Raw genomic sequence first — 16,128 nt, 5'->3', positions numbered from 1 at the left:
CTCTTTTTTTTTGTGATCAATTGCTATTCTTTTTTCGGAAGATTACTTTTCTAAAATTTGGCTCAGTTTTTCGGTAAGATTTTTTCGTGAAAATTTTTCGATGTTTTTTATGTGTGATGAACTGCTTCCAGATTTCCAGTTTTGGTATTGGTTCAAAATAAATTCTTTTAAAGAAGCTGCATCCTGATACGAAAAATGTTTACCGGCGTGGGTTTCAAAAAGAATTCTCTTTACATCGCTGTCTTGCGGACCAAAAGAGAGAATTGGTTTTCCGGTGGCTAAATACTCAAAAATCTTTCCGGGGATAATTCCTTTCGAACTGTCATCCGGGAAATTGGTAATCAGAAGCAAATCCGAATCCTGCATTTCCGCATTTGCTTTGGAATGAGAAAGATAACCCAAATTACTGAGTGAGTTTTTCAGTGCAGAATTTTCGATTTCAGATAAAATTTTATCATCTACTCTTCCTACAAATTTCAGTTCGAAATCGTTTTCAAAATCAGGATTTTCAGCAATGATATCATTTAAAACTTTCCATAGAACTTCGGGATTCCGGAGCTGTTCAAGAACGCCGATGTAACTTATTGTAAATTTTTTTGACTCAATTTTTGCCTCAATTTTTGCTTCTCTGTCAAATCCGTTCGTAATACAAACTGCATTCGCACCTTTTTTTCTGAAATTTTCAGCATCGGTATAACTTGTAGCTAAAGTAATATCCGCAGTTTTGAAAACCTGTTCCTCAAGGTCGCGGTGCTTTTTGTCTGAAGATCTTGTGAGTTTTAAATGTTTGTAATAGGAAATTTCGGTCCAGGGATCACGGAAATCTGCAATCCATTTCAGATGCGGGAATTCCTTCTTCAGTTCCAAGCCAATGAGATGGACAGAATGTGGCGGACCTGTGGTTACAAATGCATCGAAATGATTCTCTTTCAAATATTTCCTCAGATAATTTGCTGAAGGTTTTACCCAAAAAACGCGTGCATCGGGAATAAAAAAATTTCCGCGCACCCATATCGAGAGTTTCGATTTCCAAGATTGGTTTTTGCCAACATCAAACTGGCCGGCTTTGAATTTTTTGTTGTCTTTCCCGAAAATTTCTGCGAGCTGATAAGGTTCCCAGATTTTGGTTCTGATGATTTCCAGATCTTTTGACACCTCTTTTGCCAAAGTTTCATCTATGATGGGATAACTTGGATTTTCCGGAATAAAAACAGTGGGTTTCCAGCCGAAATCGGGCAAATATTTTACGAATTTCAACCACCGCTGAACGCCAGGTCCGCCCGCCGGCGGCCAGTAATAGGTGATGATTAAGAGTTTTTTGTTATTCATTATATATTGCCGCAAAAGAGGCAAAAGTTTTAATGCGATTCAGCTGTTCAGAAGACAGCAAAATCTGATATTTTTTGTTATGAATTAATAGTTAGTCCAGCTGATCAAAATATTTATTAATGAAAGTTTCCTGGCCAAGGTGGTACAAATTCTTAACATTAAAATTAACCAAAATTCCTTTTGGGACTTTTAATAAATTCATATAATTAAGAACCTGAGATTTATGAATATCTAAAATTTGCTTTACGGATTTAATTTCTAAGACAATTAAATCTTCCATTAAAAAGTCACATTTAAAATCACAATTCAAGTTTTCATCATTATAAATTACCGGAATTAAAAACTCAGATTCAAACTGAATATTTCTTAATTGAAACTCTTTTTCTAAAGCTTTGTGATATACAATTTCAGCCAATCCCGAACCCAAAATTTTGTGAACTTCAATACAGGCGCCGCTGATTCTGTACGTAAGATCTGTAATGTACTTCTGGGTAATCATAAAACTTTTTTAAGCTTTGTATTACTGAGGACTGCGCAATTTACTTTTGCCTCTTTTGCGGTAAAGCATATATATTCCCGCTAAACTCAGGATTAAGAAAAGTCCGAATGTGATCATCGAAATTACTTTTCCGGTTTGAATAACCGCAGGTTCAAAGATCATTTTAACGGTATGATTTCCGGCTGGAACATGAACAGCTCTCAATAAATAATTCGCCTTGATGTAAGGAACTTCCTGATCATCAATGAACATTTTCCAGCCTTTTGGATAGTAGATTTCTGAGAATACGGCTAACTGTGGTGTTTTCGACTGTGTTTTGAATTCCAGTTCATTGGGCTGATATTTTGTAAGATTCAGAACCGCTGCAGCATCTGGCTGCACTGGTTTCCCGTCAAAATATCTTCTATCTTCATTCGAAATCACGGCAATTTTCCTGGTATCAACTTCACCAATCTGTTTTATTTCCTCGTTCGGAGAATTTACAAATTTGAGGTCTGAAACAAACCATGCATTGCCGTTTGCCTGAGGATTTACCACAGCTTCAGGATTATCAGGATTTCCGAAGATCATGTATTTGGTGTTCAGCATATTGAGAATTCTCGGAACCCGGGCTGTATCGGTACGGCTGAAATATTCGTTGATCAAATCATCGTAACGGCGAAGTTTCACGGCATGATAACCACCGACAGAGGATTTAAAATAAGAAGTATTGGTCTCGCTGAAAGTCCCCAAAACCTGGTTGTAAATGCGGTAATGCGTTTTGTCTTTTTCAGAAATCAGTTCTAAAGTTTTATTTACGCTGGCGTTGGCAAGCAGAGTCTGCAGATTCCGGTTTTCACCTACTTTCTGCATCAGTAACTCTGAGTTTTCAGTCTGAAAAGGATTTTCGGTAAACGTTTTATCGATGAAGTTATCGTTGTTCAGATATCTTTTATTTACACTCCACAAATCAAAAAGACTTACCAAACCAATAATAACAATAGCGATATTCTGGCTGAGTTTTTTCTTCAGGCCCAAATATAAAACTGCTGTGGTAATACCCACATACAAAATAGCTTTAATGGCATCAATCCTGAACATTTTGAAACGTTCATCAACCAAGAAATCAAGCAGGAATGGCGGAAGATAGGCTTTTTCATTATCGGTATGAAAACCTAGAAGTGATTTACCGAAAATCAAGAGTATAACAGTAATTCCGAGAACGGCAGCACTTACGTAAGTCAGAATTTTCTTTTTGTACTCTTCACTAAGTATATTCTCTGAACTGGTTTCAGTATCAACATTAGAATTGAAAAATCTGTAGAGTCCGACAATCGCAATTAAAGGAAAGAGCAATTCGACCACGACCAAAATAGAACTTGGTGCCCTGAACTTATTATAGAAAGGAACGAAATCAATAAACAGATCGGATACCATCATGAAATTGCTTCCCCACGCTAAGAAAACGGTGAGGATTGAAGCTCCCAAAATCCAGTACCGGTATTTCTTCCAGGCAAAGAAGAAACCGAGAATCGCAAGAAAAACGACTATGGCTCCCTGATAGGCCGGCCCGGAAGTTCCGGGTTGCTCACCCCAATAAGTCAGCGAACCGAAACCTCTCGAAATACGGTCCATTTCTTCCTGCGAAGACACGTTTTCCTGAACCAACTCCTGAACACGGTTCATCATTCTTTCGGAACCTTCTTCTGTGCTGGAACCGCCCATTAATCGTGGAATAAAGAGGTTCAGGGTTTCGAGTTTGCCGTAGCTCCACATCAGCATGCTCTCTTTGTCCATCCCCGATTTTCCGGAAGCGTGTAAATCGTTGTCTAAAATCTGCTTCCCACGAACAGTTTCGGTGACGTATTCGGAATTAGCCATTAACCGCTGAGAGTTCATTCCAACACCAAGCAAAAAAGCGAACGCTAAAATCGAGGAAGCGATCCCGAAATGCTTCCATTCGGTTTTCCCCTGAATCGCACGCACGAGTTCTGAAATAAACAGAAATCCAAGCGCAATAAAAAGGTAGTAGGTCATCTGCGGGTGATTTGCAGCAATCTGAAGCCCCATAAACAAAGCGGTTACAATGAAACCGACAATGTATTTTTTACGGATGTAAACCAGAAGAATCCCTGCAAGCAGCGGCGCAAAATACGCTACGGTATGTATTTTTCCGTTGTGTCCGGCTGCAAGTGCAATGTAAAAATAAGTTGAAAGTCCGAAAAAAGTTGCTCCTAAAAATGCGTACTTCCAGTTTCTTACAGCAACCATTCCAAGGAGGAAAAATCCTGAAAAGAGCAGAAAGATATAGTTAGCAGGTTTAGGCAGAAAGTTAAGTAAATCATCAACTTTTTTAATGATATCGCCCCGGAACTGTGCTCCCATCTGGTACGTGGGCATCCCACCGAACATGGAGTCGCTCCAATAGGTTTCTTCCCCGTTTTGGGCGCGGTAATCCAATAGTTCCTTGGCGCCGCCTTTGTACTGTACAATATCGTGTTGAAAAAGCTGTTTGCCCGTGAGAACAGGGTTTGCATAAACCAAAGCCAGGATGATAAAAACAATAATGCTTCCTGCGATGAATATGAGTTTTCTGTTTTTTGCCATAGTGAATATCATCAATAAAAACCCTTTCAAAACTACTAATTTCAAAAGGGCTGCGTTTATTTTTCTTTGTCTTTATTTTCTTTTACTTCTTCGTAATCAACCGTTTCTGCATCCCAGTTAATTTTGGAGTCCAAATTTTTCTTGGTTTTTCGGGACTGTGTTTCGTTTCTGTTTTCTGGTCTTGGGAATTTATAAAAATTGCTGAAAAACATTCTTTTTAAAATATTCCAAAGGAAAAAAATGATGATGGTTGCGAGAATTAATTCTAAAATATACTTCATTGTTTATCGCGATTAAGAAATGAACAATTTGCCGCCGATTACTTCGCCGGATTTACCTCTACCGTCGAATTAGAAACGCTTTTCATGGTTTGCGACTGTTTGCCATCGGAAAGTGTTTCAGACTGCGTCGTTTTCACAGAAATTGTTTGGTTTTTTATCCAGCCGGTATTCTGATCAAGTGTAATGATTCCGTTCTGAGAAAGTTCAGAACTCATGCTTCGGGTAATTCCTTCCTGGGTTTTCTTATCAGATTTTTTGGGAATTCCGCCTCCTACGGCAATTACGGCTACTCCATCGCCCACACTTTTCAGCATGTACGTGGTGGTGAGTTTAATTTTCCCGTCGGGTGTTGCATTTTCACTTTGGGACCATTTGTCGCCGATTTTTACGCCTTTTGCCGGAAGCAAAAGCAGGTTTTTGGTAAACTGTTCTTTCAGGACTTTTTCGTTAAAACTTTCTTTAAAACTGTTTACAAAAGCCGTTTTCTGCTTAGCATCTTTAATCGCAGCTCCTGCGGAAGCAGCAATTTTACTATAAACCGGATCGAAACCTGTAATCGAAATCACTTTACCGTCTTCACCCATCTTCATATTAAGTTTGTTTCCAACAAGGGCTTTATTCACTTTCCACATCATTTTCAGCTGTTCATCTGCCGGTTCCGCAAGTTTGGTATCAACAGCCACGGTTTTTCCGTTTGCCGACTGGGCATTTCTTTTACCGATTAGGTTGATGGTGATATCGTAAATTCCGTTTTCGAACTTATTTACCGTAAATGACATTTCATCGGTACTTTCGCTGGTTCCGCTTTGGGTTTTACCATCCGGCGCGGTCATGGTCTGCACATCTTTCTGATAGGTTTTCAGTGGATAGGTTTTGCCAATTTCCAGCTTAAAAGACTGTGTGTACAGTCCCATAGAATCTTTAATTGCCGCAGCTGCTGCTGCCGTTTTTTCAATCTTTACTGAGTCCTCTACAGGAACTTCAACCGTAACAGTTTTACCGGTTTCGGGATCGACTTTGGTAATGGTTTTGGTTTCTTTTTTACAGGAAACAAGGGCTATAGAAAGAAGCGCAAGGGCTGTAATTTTCTTCATTAAATATTTTTATAAGGTTTTGAATTCCGGAAAAACAGTTTTTCACGTATTGAAGGCAAATTTAAGGTAATTATTTTTGATGATTTCAATCCTTCCTCATATTTTTCTGAATTACCTCCGGCTTATGAATAACCAAAACGTGCAGGAAGAAAGAAGTCGGACTAATGCCCGACTTACAAGTTTTCAGCCCGAATTATTCTTCTGAGATTAATTTAAGTTTCTTCAGACCCGAACCGTAGGATTTGTCCATCTGTGAGTCCATAAAAAGCTTCATCAGGTTCATCGGGTAATCGAGTTCACAATCCATTGACCAAGTGACTTTTGTAGAATTTCCTTCCGGACTCAAAACCAAATCTGAGGTCGCTTCGCTTTCAAAAGGTTTTTCGAAAAGCATTTTGGTAGACTGTTTCTGATTCGGGACCAAAGCGGTAACGATGTGGCAGCCTTTTCCCGCATCATCATTACCTTCCCAGCAATACTGGTCGCCAACTTCACCGGAATTTCCGGAGTAAGTCACTTTTACATTCGGGTCCAGGTCCATAAACGGATTCCACTGGTTGAAAGCCTTCATCGAACTCATGTTTTGCCATACTTTATCGGCCGGTGCATTGATGACGGCAGAAGTTTCGAAATGGTACTTCTTACCCATCAGCAGCATGATAACGATAAGTGCAGCAACTACGCCCACCAGGATTTTTAAAAAAGTTTTCATGACGGTTTATTTTAGTTTTAATGTTTAAACAAATATAAAATATAAATTTCAGTAAATTTACACCTTCGTATGACATTGCTTTGACCTTACTTTAAGTTTCCGTTCACAAATCTTACACTATGCAAAATCCATTATTAGAAAATTTCAATACCAAACACCGTTCAGCACCTTTCAACGAAATAAAGGAAGAGCATTTTCTGCCCGCTTTTCAGGAGCTGATTAAAATTTCCGAAAAAGAGATCGATGATATTGTTGAAAATAAGGAAGAACCAAGTTTTGAAAATGTTATCGAAGCGTTGGCCTACTCGGGCGAAAAACTTGATGTGGTTTCCAGCATCTTCTTTAATCTGAATTCAGCTGAAACGAATTACGAAATACAGAAAATCGCGCAGGAAGTTTCGCCACTTTTAACAGAATTTTCAGCAAAAATCTCGCAAAACGAAAAACTCTTCAGCAAGATTAAAAAAGTTTACGAAGAACAGCAAAAATATCAACTGAACGAAGAACAACAGATGCTTCTAAGCGAAACTTACAAAGGTTTTGTGCGAAGCGGCGCTCTGCTGAATGAAACCGATAAAGAAAAATTTAAGGAAATCAGCATCGAGCTATCTAAAAAATCGCTTCAGTTTGGGCAGAATGTACTGGCTGAAACCAATAATTATTTTAAACATATCACCGACGAAAAAGACCTGGCCGGAATTCCGGAAGCGATCCTTCAGCAATACCAGGAAGATGCGAAAGAGCGCAATCTGGAAGGTTTTGTGGTGACGCTGCAGTACCCGAGTTATATTCCCTTTATGACGTATGCGGAAAACCGCGAACTGAGAAAAGAACTGGCATTGGCGAACGGAAAAAAATCATTCAGCAATAATGAGTTTGATAACCAGAATCTCATTAAAGAGATCATCACCCTCAAGCAGGAAAAAGCGCAGTTACTGGGCTATAAAAACTATGCGGAATACGTTCTGGAAGAAAGAATGGCAAAATCTCCGGATCAGGTAACTTCTTTTTTAAATGAACTTCTGGAGAAAGCCAAACCTTACGCAGAAAAAGAAATCGAAGAACTTAAAACACTTGCAAAAGCAGACGGAATTGAAGAAATGCAGAGTTACGATCATGCTTTTTATGCAGAAAAACTCCGCAAACAGAAATTTGATATCGATGATGAAGAATTGAAACCTTATTTCCATCTCGAAAAAGTTCAGGAAGCCGTTTTCGGTTTGGCTAAAAAACTTTTCGGACTTGATTTTGTGGAATCCACCGAGATCCAGAAATACCACGAAGAAGTAAAAACGTACGAAATTTTTGAAAACGGCGTATTTAAAGCACTTCTATATGTGGATTATTTCCCAAGAAAAGGCAAACGTGCCGGCGCGTGGATGACGAGTTTTAAAAATCAGTTCCGGAAAAACGGAGAAAATTCCAGACCGCATATTTCTGTAGTCTGCAATTTCTCGAAACCCACTTCAGACACGCCAAGCCTGCTCACTTTTCAGGAAGTAACCACGCTTTTCCACGAATTTGGTCACGCGCTTCATGGGGTTCTGGCAGATACCACGTATCCAAACCTTTCAGGAACTTCGGTAAAATGGGATTTTGTAGAGCTTCCGTCGCAGTTTCTGGAGAATTTCTGTTATGAACCGGAATTCCTCAAAACTTTCGCCAAACATTATAAAACCGGTGAAGTTTTGCCGGATGAGAAAATCCAGAAAATTTCGGATTCCAAAAATTTCATGGAAGGTTACCAGACTTTAAGGCAGCTTGGTTTCGGGCTTCTGGATATGGCTTACCACAGCAATGCCGACAAGGTTGGCGACATTAAAACCTTTGAAACCGAAGAAACAAAGGCCACTAACCTTTATCCATCAAATCCGGAAACGGCAATGAGCACAAGCTTTTCGCATATTTTCCAGGGCGGATATTCTGCGGGTTACTATTCCTATAAATGGGCCGAAGTCTTGGATGCGGATGCTTTTCAATATTTCAAAGAAAACGGAATTTTCAATCCGGAAATCGCCGCAAAGTATAAAGTCTTGCTATCCTCAGGAGGCACAAAAGATCCGATGGAACTTTATAAAAACTTCCGAGGAAGCGAACCAAAAGTTGAAAGCCTACTGAAAAGAGCTTTTGGATCATAAGAACAAATAGATTTGTAAAAAAACACGTGAAATTTTCACGTGTTTTTTGGTCTTTGCAGAAGCATCTTAAAGTTTTTTGATTAACTCATTATTTCACTAATCTGCAACTTTAAAAAGTTTTAAAGAAGTATAGGAAACAGGCAGAACGCCTAAATTTACCGGAAGAACACCGCCTGTGTTGAGGGCGAACGTAAGTGTATCACCAGCATCTAACTGAACAAGAGAATGGAGGCTCGTGGACGTTACCGGTACTGTAGCAACCGGAAAAGGACCCACTTCTACCCTCACGCCATTGAACGGTTTAGTTTGCCAAACGGCGGTATTTTTATATAAAACTAAACTTTTACCGGAAAGAACGGTAAGATCAACCCCACTTAACTGAACTTCAAAATTCACATCGTATATTCCGGATATAGGAGCAGTATACACTCCATCGGTAAACAATGCCGAATCTCCAATCCTAGTGTCATTTCCAGAAAGACTGATAGGATAAGTGCTGCCACCAAGGTTAATATTAAGCAATGACCAGCTGCCATTGCGGTGCGCAGAATACGCAGAAGAACCTGCACCGGTGGAACCCAGCAAATTACTTACCGCAATTTCCTTTAAAACAAAATCTCCGGATGCAGATTTGTCTATTAACAATACGGCTTGGTCATTGGATGCAGAAGTAACTGTTTCAACTGTTCTAACCTTTAGATTGCCATTCACATCTAAAGTAGCCTGCGGATTTGTTGTATTGATTCCAACATTACCTGACTGTGCGTAAATAATTGATGATACACACAACATTAAAATAGGGCATAGTAATTTGTTCATACTTGTGTATTTTATGTTAATCAATAAAAAACACATCAAATACCATTCCTATCGACACACAAAAGGCTGATTTTTTATTAAATAATCAATAAAAATCAATTATGATTAACTACGCACGCAGCACACAAGAAAAAGAAATTCTATTTTGAAAGCAAACGACCACGTTCCCTTGCAAGTACCGGAATCGATATAACCCCCATCACAATCATGATGACGAGCTGCATGGTGTGGGAGATAAATGCATAAGACAGCCCTACTTCGCCACCTTCTTCTGGGTTTTTACCCATTGAAAGAAAGAGTGCCATAATCCCCAGTTTCAGCGCGAAGTGAAAAGCACCGATTCCGCCGGATGCCGGAACCATCATTCCTAAAGTCCCTACAACAATGATAAAAAAGCCATCTGCAAAAGTAAAATCCGAAGTTTCCGGAAGCGCAAAACATACGAGATATGCTGCCAGGTAGTAAGAAATCCAGATGGCAAGGGATAAAAGAATGAATTTCCCTTTCTGCTGCATTTTAAAAATCGACATCAAACCTTGAAAAATTCCGGTGGCAAAGTTTAAAATTTTCTGATACAGCAAAAATTTCTCAAGTCTTTTTCTTAGGCTGAAAAATAAAATACAGGCAAGAATCACCAGCCCTAAAAAGATATAAAGTCCGTTTCCAGATTCCGGTTCCGCAGTTTTGCTTTTTTCCTGAGTGACATACCGGTAAAAGGAAAGAATTGCATCATATTTAAAAATCAGGGTCAGCAGCAGAAATCCTCCCATACATACAAGATCCACTACCCGTTCGAGAATAATGGTACCGAAAGATTTGTCTACAGGAACTTTTTCAACTCCGAAAAGGGCGGTAGAACGGGCAAGCTCTCCGCTTCTGGGAATGGTAAGGTTCATCAAATATCCGAAAGAAATCGTCCACAATGCGTTAGAATTCGAAATTTTATAACCCATCGGTTCCAAAAGCAGATTCCAACGGACCGCCCGAAACCAATAAGCCAGAAGCCCGAAGAATGCCGCGGCTAAAACCCAGAAGTAATTAGCTTTTGCAAAGTAACCTGCAATTTTTTTGAATTCCATTCCTTTCAGTGCGAACCACATAAAAAGTCCTGCAATAGCAAGAGAAACAGAAACTGTAATGAGTGTTTTTAGAGGATTTGGGGTTTTATTTTCTTCCAAAGGGGGGAAATTTAAGTGCGGATTCAGAAATTAAGTAAGGAGATTGGTCTTTTCATCAGGGAAAATAATCTTGGGCTGGAAAGTCTGCGCTTCTTCTGGCGTCATTTGGGCATAAGAAATAATAATGATGATATCATCTTTCTGTACGCGCCTAGCTGCCGGACCATTGAGGCATATTTCGCCGGATTTTCTTTTTCCTTTTATGGCATAGGTATCGAAACGTTCACCATTGTTTACATTTACGATATACACCCTTTCCCCCACCACAATTCCGGAGGCCTCCAGGAGGTCTTCATCAATCGTGATGCTGCCGATATAATTAAGGTCTGATTCGGTAACCCGGACTCTGTGGATTTTAGATTTAAATACTTCAATTAACATGGCGCAAATTTAATTATTTTAATCAAAACGAGTGAGAATTTTAATCTTTTAATTCTAATATTCTCTAGGTAAAACCCACTTCAGAAGCCTGGGAATATCATCACTATCAATAATTTAACACTTACAGAGCATCTGTTGCACCAAAAAATCCAATGCAAATTCAATAATTCATAATTATGAATAATAAAAAACTGAAATCAGAAAACGTAGGATTCTAAAGGTTTTGGCATGATTTTATAAGCTGCAAATGCTTATTAATTGAAAAAATCCTGATTTATAAGTTTATGTTAAATTATACTCTTTTCTCAAGTTTTGATTAATTATATATAAAAAATTTGCACAATTTGAAAATTGTTTTATATTTGCTTTAACAATAAAACTAACCTTAATAATATTATTATGAACAAGTCTGAATTAATCGACGCAATCGCAAAAGATGCGAACATTACAAAAGTTGCTGCAAAAGCTGCTTTAGAATCTTTCATTTCTAACGTAACTTCTACTTTGAAGAAAAAAGACGGTAAAGTTTCTTTAGTTGGTTTCGGTACGTTCTCTGTAGCTGAAAGAGCTGCAAGACAAGGTATTAACCCTGCGACCAAAAAACCAATTAAAATTGCTGCTAAAAAAGTTGCTAAATTTAAAGCTGGTGCAGATTTAGCAGGAGCTGTAATGGGCGCTAAGAAAAAATAATTACTTAGCTGACAGTAAAAATTAAACCCCATCTTTCGGTGGGGTTTTTTGGTGCATAGCCAATAAATTTTCAGGGAGCAAGGCGACTGATCTTCCAATCGAAATCTTCCTGAAGCTCGTAAATTATCCTGTCGTGAAGACGGTTTGGCCTACCCTGCCAAAATTCAATCTCGTAAGGTTTAGCAAGATAACCTCCCCAGTTTGCCGGGCGCGGAACTTCCTTATCTTCATACGCCGTCTCCAGATCCTTCAGTTTCTCTTCCAGAAAATTACGGTCGGGAATAATCTGGCTCTGCGGCGAAACCACAGCACCTAACTGACTGCCTTTCGGGCGGGACTGGAAGTAACCGTCGCTTAAATTCTCCGCCAGCCTTTGCAAATTTGCTTTGATAATAATCTGTCTTTCCAGATGCGGCCAGAAGAAGTGAAGACAGGCCTGGTGACGCTGCTCTATCGCTCTGCCTTTTCTGCTTTCGTAATTGGTATAAAACACAAAACCTTCCCATGTATACGATTTCAGCAACACCATTCTGGTGCGTGGGCAGCCGTCATTTTCTACCGTAGAAACCGACATCGCATTGGCCTCAGAAACATCCGGATGCTCCTGTGCCTCAAGGTACCAGTCTCGGAACTGCTCCATAGGATTTCCTTTAATTTGATTTTCAAGAAGTTGAGATTTTTCGTAAACTTTTCTTTTGTCGTGAAGATTTTCCATTAAATTTTTTATTACATTTGATAAGAGGTTTTTGTAGAACCACCAATTTCAGATGAATTACTCGTACAAAGGTAAAATATTAATTTCCACTCCGGATATTTCCGGCGATATCTTTTCGCGCTCGGTTGTACTTATTGTAGATCATAATGAAGAAGGCGCTTTTGGATTAATTCTCAATAAAAAAAATAAAAATATGAGTGAACGTCTGCATACGATTTTTGGTTTTGCAGTAGATGTTTACGAAGGCGGACCCGTAGAAAATGACAAAATTTTCTTCATCTGCAAAGGAAAAAAGGTAACTGAGAATTTTTCGGAAATCAGTGAGGAGTTTTACCTGACCGAAGACATCGAAAATATCGTTACCGGAATTGTTGAAGATGAAATTTCCGTAGATGAAATCAAAGTATTCTCCGGTTATTCCGGTTGGGCGTCGCAACAGCTGGAAAGTGAGGTAAGGCGTAAAATGTGGACAGTGGTAGAAGTTTACAATTTAGACTATACGCTGCCTAACGACGAAAGTTTATGGAAAAACATCATGCAGAACCTGGGTGGCGAGTTTCTGATATGGGCCAATGCTCCGGAGGATGTTTCAATGAATTAAGCCGGCTTGTCTTTCAACAAAAAACTTTAACAAAACTTTAGCGCAGACCCAAATAATTTCCGTATTTTTATTACGTTATTGCTTTAACATAAAAACTAAAACCCGGTCAATGACTTTCTTTCAAGGTTGTTTATCGGGTTTGTCAATTTCAGGCGAAATCGCTTTTCCACTTGCTGATTATTTCGGCAAATCTCATGTTTCCGAAAGTTTTGTTTCTGATTTTTGAGACGCTGAAAATTCCTTTTTCATCGGAAATCATTAAAATTTCCTCTGCCTTCTGAGATTCAAACGCGATCATTTCCGATTCCTGAATCTCTGCCAAACGGTGTTTGTGTACAAAGGTTACAAAATTCTCCATTAAAGGTGAAATATAGGCACCTTCGGTCTGTTTCGGGATGCGGATGATGTTGTCATTCAGGAAAAGCAAATTCCCGGAAATGCTTCTGGCGATCCGTTTGTTGGGATTCAGCAGGATAACCTCATCCAGATCATTTTCCTTTGCGTAAATCTCAGCATAAATATTTTCAGGGCAGTGAACCCGGATGTTGCTCAGAAGATTGGTATTTACATTAATCTCTTTAATCAGATCCAGTTCTATTCCGCTCTGCAACGCCAACACATCTTCGACTTTTTTAACTTCGAAATAGAAGGAAACTTCGGCTTTCCCGAGCGACTGTTCGGTTCGGTTGCGGTACATCAAGAGCATTATTATTGCCTCGCTTACGCCTTTATCGATAACATTTTCTTTAAAAAGGTTCTGGAAAAACTCCAGAGTATAAGTAAGCGGGATATTCATGCGCATTTTACGCATAGAAGCCATGAGGAAAAAATAACACTCTTCGGCCATGATCAGCTTCGAGCTTCGCACAAAAAAGGAAACCTTTACTGCATCACCGTAAAGAAATGCACGGTTTTGAGGCTGAAAATTATCGGAACTAAAGACAGTTTCTAACAAAATAAGGGTAGATTTTTATTAAAAAAATAATGAACGAAAATTCGTCCATCAAGTTTATCGGTTCAAAAAAATTAAGATGCGCCCAATTTTATTTTTAGATTTTCGAGGAGATTTTCCCAGTAGAGCTTGTTTTCGTCCTCGTCTCCCGGATCACAAAAATCTGTGATATTAAGCGAAAGATCTTCCGTAATATCATCAATTACAATACTCATTTCGAAGAAATTTTTGGTTCCTTCGTCTTCTTCCCAACGAAAACGCACAAAACTTTCAGGTTTGTAGCGGATAAGCGTAGCTTTTTCTGCCGGCCCACTGTTCCAGCTGAAGAAAAAGTCGTCGCCTTTTTCCACAACCTCATCAGCAAACCACTCGGAAAGCCCCTCTGCACTTGCCAAATATTCATATAAAATCTCCGACTGACAGTGCATTGGAAATTCGTATTGCACTTTCGTTTTCGCCATATCGTTCCCTATTTTTTATTGTGCCGCAATATATAAATTAATTTCTTAAGTATGCAAAATATTTAGTCGAATATGCGAAATATCATGAGCCCGAAATGCCGGATTTTCTTCCATCGGAATTCCCGCTTTCACTACTCGCTTTTTCTACCTTGTTACGACGGCTTTAATGCACAACAAGGTAGAAAAGAGCTCATACAAAACTGTTCAATCGAGGCTGAAATTTCAGAGCGTTTCTATTTCGGGGATTTTCATTCTTCATCAAGAACCTGAAGAATAATTTCGCAGCCTTCCTTTATTTCCTCCAGCGATAGGGTAAGCGGCGGCGAAATGCGTAGATATTCGTTTCGGTAAAGCTGCCAGAAAACGACCAAACCTTTTTCCATGCAGCGTTTTGCAACATTCAAAGTATATTCCGGTGAGCCAAGATTTACGGCGAGCATTAATCCGCGGCCGTTGATATTTTTAATTTTAGGATGAACCAATAATTTACGGAAAAGTTTTTCTTTTTCGTCCACTTCATTCATCAGTCCGCTGTCGAGAACTTCTTTCAGCGTGGCAAAGCTTGATGCCGCAATGAGTGGATTACCGCCAAATGTGGTGATATGCCCAAGTTTTGGCGAATGCGATAAAGTTTCCATGATTTCTCTGGAACTCATAAAAGCGCCAACAGGAACGCCGCCGCCCATTCCTTTGCCCATTACCAGAATATCGGGAACGATCCCGTAATGTTCGAAAGCGAAAAGTTTCCCGGTTCTTCCGAATCCTGGCTGAATTTCATCCAGAATCAGCAAAGCGCCCACTTCTTCGCAACGGGCTTTGAGTTTTTTCAGATAATCATTTTCCGGAACCAGAAATCCTGCCGCTCCCTGAATGGTTTCCATAATCACGCAGGCTGTTTTTTCGGTTATTCTTTCGAGGTCTTTTTCGTCATTAAATCCGATGAAAGTCACCATCGGAAGCAACGGACGGAATTCACGTTTATGATATTCGTTTCCCGAAACCGACAAAGCGCCGTGGGTATTTCCGTGGTAAGAATTTTTGAAAGAGACGATTTCTTCTCTTCCGGTGTATCTTTTCGCAAGTTTCAGGCTGCCGTCGATGGCTTCGGCACCTGAATTGACGAGATAAGTAACTTCCAAAGGATTGGGAGTGGCTTCTGCAAGCAGCTGGCAAAGTTTTACAGGCATTTCCTGGGCATATTCGCCATAAACCATCACGTGCAGGTATTTTTCTGCCTGCGCTTTAATGGCTTCTACGATTTTTGGGTGAGAATGTCCTAAAGTATTGGCGGAAACTCCTGCGACAAAATCGAGGTATTTTCTGCCTTCTTTGCCGTAAATGTAACTTCCTTCGGCTTTTTCCACTTCAAATCCTGCTGCGAATTGTGTGGTTTGTGCCTGATATTTAAAGAAATCTGATTGCATATTGTATCGGTTTTATATTTTAAAAACATAGCGTTCCTACGGAACGCACCGCTGTTATGTAATTTCATCTCTACACACATCGCGTTCCTACGGAACGCCTCCTATTCATATAAATTTTTCAACACTCATCGCTTTCCTTCAGAACGATGCAAACTATTTCACGCTTATCTTCGCCCGCAATATGCGCCCCGGCCTGAGTGGAGCTCTTTTTGTGAGGAGGAACGACGAACAAAAAAGCGGGAACGGAGGACGGATCAAGGCGCCCAAA

Annotated in this window: 16 protein-coding genes; 3 read left to right on the top strand and 13 right to left on the bottom strand. The window is 39.6% G+C overall.

From position 1 onward, the window contains the following. Window positions 1–42 precede the first annotated feature (42 nt). The 6 genes from CDW55_RS11955 to CDW55_RS11930 form a co-directional block, all read right to left on the bottom strand. The gene (locus CDW55_RS11955) at window positions 43–1,329 is read right to left on the bottom strand and encodes a glycosyl transferase family 1 (RefSeq protein WP_179285947.1); all 1,287 of its coding nucleotides are present in this window, start codon (window positions 1,327–1,329) and stop codon (window positions 43–45) included. A gap of 91 nt (window positions 1,330–1,420) precedes the next feature. After that, the gene (locus tag CDW55_RS11950) at window positions 1,421–1,828 is read right to left on the bottom strand and encodes a GxxExxY protein (protein WP_088470002.1); all 408 of its coding nucleotides are present in this window, start codon (window positions 1,826–1,828) and stop codon (window positions 1,421–1,423) included. A 21-nt stretch (window positions 1,829–1,849) separates the two neighbouring features. Continuing rightward, window positions 1,850–4,414, bottom strand: a complete 2,565-nt coding sequence (locus CDW55_RS11945; protein ID WP_088470001.1) for a YfhO family protein — start codon at window positions 4,412–4,414, stop codon at window positions 1,850–1,852. Between the two features lie 56 nt (window positions 4,415–4,470). Then, window positions 4,471–4,695, bottom strand: a complete 225-nt coding sequence (locus CDW55_RS11940; RefSeq protein ID WP_088470000.1) for a hypothetical protein — start codon at window positions 4,693–4,695, stop codon at window positions 4,471–4,473. A 38-nt stretch (window positions 4,696–4,733) separates the two neighbouring features. Further along, on the bottom strand, window positions 4,734–5,789 hold the full coding sequence (locus tag CDW55_RS11935) for a DUF6263 family protein (protein ID WP_088469999.1): 1,056 nt from the start codon (window positions 5,787–5,789) through the stop codon (window positions 4,734–4,736). Between the two features lie 193 nt (window positions 5,790–5,982). After that, window positions 5,983–6,501: an SRPBCC family protein gene (locus CDW55_RS11930; protein ID WP_088469998.1), complete on the bottom strand. Its 519-nt coding sequence runs from the start codon at window positions 6,499–6,501 to the stop codon at window positions 5,983–5,985. A gap of 119 nt (window positions 6,502–6,620) precedes the next feature. On the opposite strand from CDW55_RS11930, the gene CDW55_RS11925 reads away from it, so the two are divergent. After that, window positions 6,621–8,639: a M3 family metallopeptidase gene (locus CDW55_RS11925; protein ID WP_088469997.1), complete on the top strand. Its 2,019-nt coding sequence runs from the start codon at window positions 6,621–6,623 to the stop codon at window positions 8,637–8,639. A 96-nt stretch (window positions 8,640–8,735) separates the two neighbouring features. On the opposite strand, the gene CDW55_RS11920 is transcribed toward CDW55_RS11925, so the two are convergent. From CDW55_RS11920 to panD, 3 genes are all read right to left on the bottom strand, one after another. Then, the gene (locus tag CDW55_RS11920; RefSeq protein WP_143756233.1) at window positions 8,736–9,458 is read right to left on the bottom strand and encodes a hypothetical protein; all 723 of its coding nucleotides are present in this window, start codon (window positions 9,456–9,458) and stop codon (window positions 8,736–8,738) included. 140 nt (window positions 9,459–9,598) lie between these two features. Continuing rightward, window positions 9,599–10,558 carry a lysylphosphatidylglycerol synthase transmembrane domain-containing protein gene (locus tag CDW55_RS11915; RefSeq protein ID WP_410492784.1) on the bottom strand — a complete coding sequence of 320 codons (960 nt, stop codon included), beginning with the start codon at window positions 10,556–10,558 and terminating at the stop codon, window positions 9,599–9,601. A 108-nt stretch (window positions 10,559–10,666) separates the two neighbouring features. After that, window positions 10,667–11,017, bottom strand: a complete 351-nt coding sequence (panD, locus tag CDW55_RS11910) for an aspartate 1-decarboxylase (protein WP_088469994.1) — start codon at window positions 11,015–11,017, stop codon at window positions 10,667–10,669. Window positions 11,018–11,416: 399 nt separating this feature from the next. On the opposite strand from panD, the gene CDW55_RS11905 reads away from it, so the two are divergent. Further along, a complete protein-coding gene (locus CDW55_RS11905) occupies window positions 11,417–11,707 on the top strand; it encodes an HU family DNA-binding protein (protein WP_088469993.1) in 291 nt (96 codons plus the stop codon). A 70-nt stretch (window positions 11,708–11,777) separates the two neighbouring features. Here CDW55_RS11905 and pdxH read toward each other — a convergent pair whose 3' ends face one another. After that, window positions 11,778–12,422, bottom strand: a complete 645-nt coding sequence (gene pdxH / locus CDW55_RS11900; RefSeq protein ID WP_088469992.1) for a pyridoxamine 5'-phosphate oxidase — start codon at window positions 12,420–12,422, stop codon at window positions 11,778–11,780. Window positions 12,423–12,474: 52 nt separating this feature from the next. Between pdxH and CDW55_RS11895 the strand changes: the two genes are divergently transcribed. Beyond that, window positions 12,475–13,023, top strand: a complete 549-nt coding sequence (locus CDW55_RS11895; protein ID WP_088469991.1) for a YqgE/AlgH family protein — start codon at window positions 12,475–12,477, stop codon at window positions 13,021–13,023. A 148-nt stretch (window positions 13,024–13,171) separates the two neighbouring features. Here the strand turns inward: CDW55_RS11895 and CDW55_RS11890 are convergent, their stop codons facing one another. The 3 genes from CDW55_RS11890 to CDW55_RS11880 all read right to left on the bottom strand — a co-directional run bounded on the left by CDW55_RS11890 (window position 13,172) and on the right by CDW55_RS11880 (window position 15,860). Further along, window positions 13,172–13,978 carry an aminotransferase class IV gene (locus CDW55_RS11890; RefSeq protein WP_228399651.1) on the bottom strand — a complete coding sequence of 269 codons (807 nt, stop codon included), beginning with the start codon at window positions 13,976–13,978 and terminating at the stop codon, window positions 13,172–13,174. Window positions 13,979–14,049: 71 nt separating this feature from the next. Beyond that, on the bottom strand, window positions 14,050–14,436 hold the full coding sequence (locus CDW55_RS11885) for an START-like domain-containing protein (protein WP_088469990.1): 387 nt from the start codon (window positions 14,434–14,436) through the stop codon (window positions 14,050–14,052). Window positions 14,437–14,684: 248 nt separating this feature from the next. Further along, entirely contained in the window at window positions 14,685–15,860 is a 1,176-nt protein-coding gene (locus CDW55_RS11880; protein ID WP_088469989.1) for an aspartate aminotransferase family protein, read from the bottom strand. Window positions 15,861–16,128 lie beyond the last annotated feature (268 nt).

The organism is Chryseobacterium sp. VAUSW3, from assembly GCF_002205795.1.
Taxonomy (GTDB): Bacteria; Bacteroidota; Bacteroidia; order Flavobacteriales; family Weeksellaceae; genus Kaistella; species Kaistella yananensis.
The sequence above is the reverse complement of the archived record's forward strand: the minus strand, read 5'-3'. Positions and strand labels throughout refer to the sequence as shown.

What these genes read in the sequence shown, in the direction of transcription:
- CDW55_RS11955 (WP_179285947.1), bottom strand. Translation starts at nt 1,329, where the DNA reads ATGAATAACAAAAAACTCTTAATCATCACCTATTACTGGCCGCCGGCG.
- CDW55_RS11950 (WP_088470002.1), bottom strand. Translation starts at nt 1,828, where the DNA reads ATGATTACCCAGAAGTACATTACAGATCTTACGTACAGAATCAGCGGC.
- CDW55_RS11945 (WP_088470001.1), bottom strand. Translation starts at nt 4,414, where the DNA reads ATGGCAAAAAACAGAAAACTCATATTCATCGCAGGAAGCATTATTGTT.
- CDW55_RS11940 (WP_088470000.1), bottom strand. Translation starts at nt 4,695, where the DNA reads ATGAAGTATATTTTAGAATTAATTCTCGCAACCATCATCATTTTTTTC.
- CDW55_RS11935 (WP_088469999.1), bottom strand. Translation starts at nt 5,789, where the DNA reads ATGAAGAAAATTACAGCCCTTGCGCTTCTTTCTATAGCCCTTGTTTCC.
- CDW55_RS11930 (WP_088469998.1), bottom strand. Translation starts at nt 6,501, where the DNA reads ATGAAAACTTTTTTAAAAATCCTGGTGGGCGTAGTTGCTGCACTTATC.
- CDW55_RS11925 (WP_088469997.1), top strand. Translation starts at nt 6,621, where the DNA reads ATGCAAAATCCATTATTAGAAAATTTCAATACCAAACACCGTTCAGCA.
- CDW55_RS11920 (WP_143756233.1), bottom strand. Translation starts at nt 9,458, where the DNA reads ATGAACAAATTACTATGCCCTATTTTAATGTTGTGTGTATCATCAATT.
- CDW55_RS11915 (WP_410492784.1), bottom strand. Translation starts at nt 10,558, where the DNA reads ATGTGGTTCGCACTGAAAGGAATGGAATTCAAAAAAATTGCAGGTTAC.
- panD (WP_088469994.1), bottom strand. Translation starts at nt 11,017, where the DNA reads ATGTTAATTGAAGTATTTAAATCTAAAATCCACAGAGTCCGGGTTACC.
- CDW55_RS11905 (WP_088469993.1), top strand. Translation starts at nt 11,417, where the DNA reads ATGAACAAGTCTGAATTAATCGACGCAATCGCAAAAGATGCGAACATT.
- pdxH (WP_088469992.1), bottom strand. Translation starts at nt 12,422, where the DNA reads ATGGAAAATCTTCACGACAAAAGAAAAGTTTACGAAAAATCTCAACTT.
- CDW55_RS11895 (WP_088469991.1), top strand. Translation starts at nt 12,475, where the DNA reads ATGAATTACTCGTACAAAGGTAAAATATTAATTTCCACTCCGGATATT.
- CDW55_RS11885 (WP_088469990.1), bottom strand. Translation starts at nt 14,436, where the DNA reads ATGGCGAAAACGAAAGTGCAATACGAATTTCCAATGCACTGTCAGTCG.
- CDW55_RS11880 (WP_088469989.1), bottom strand. Translation starts at nt 15,860, where the DNA reads ATGCAATCAGATTTCTTTAAATATCAGGCACAAACCACACAATTCGCA.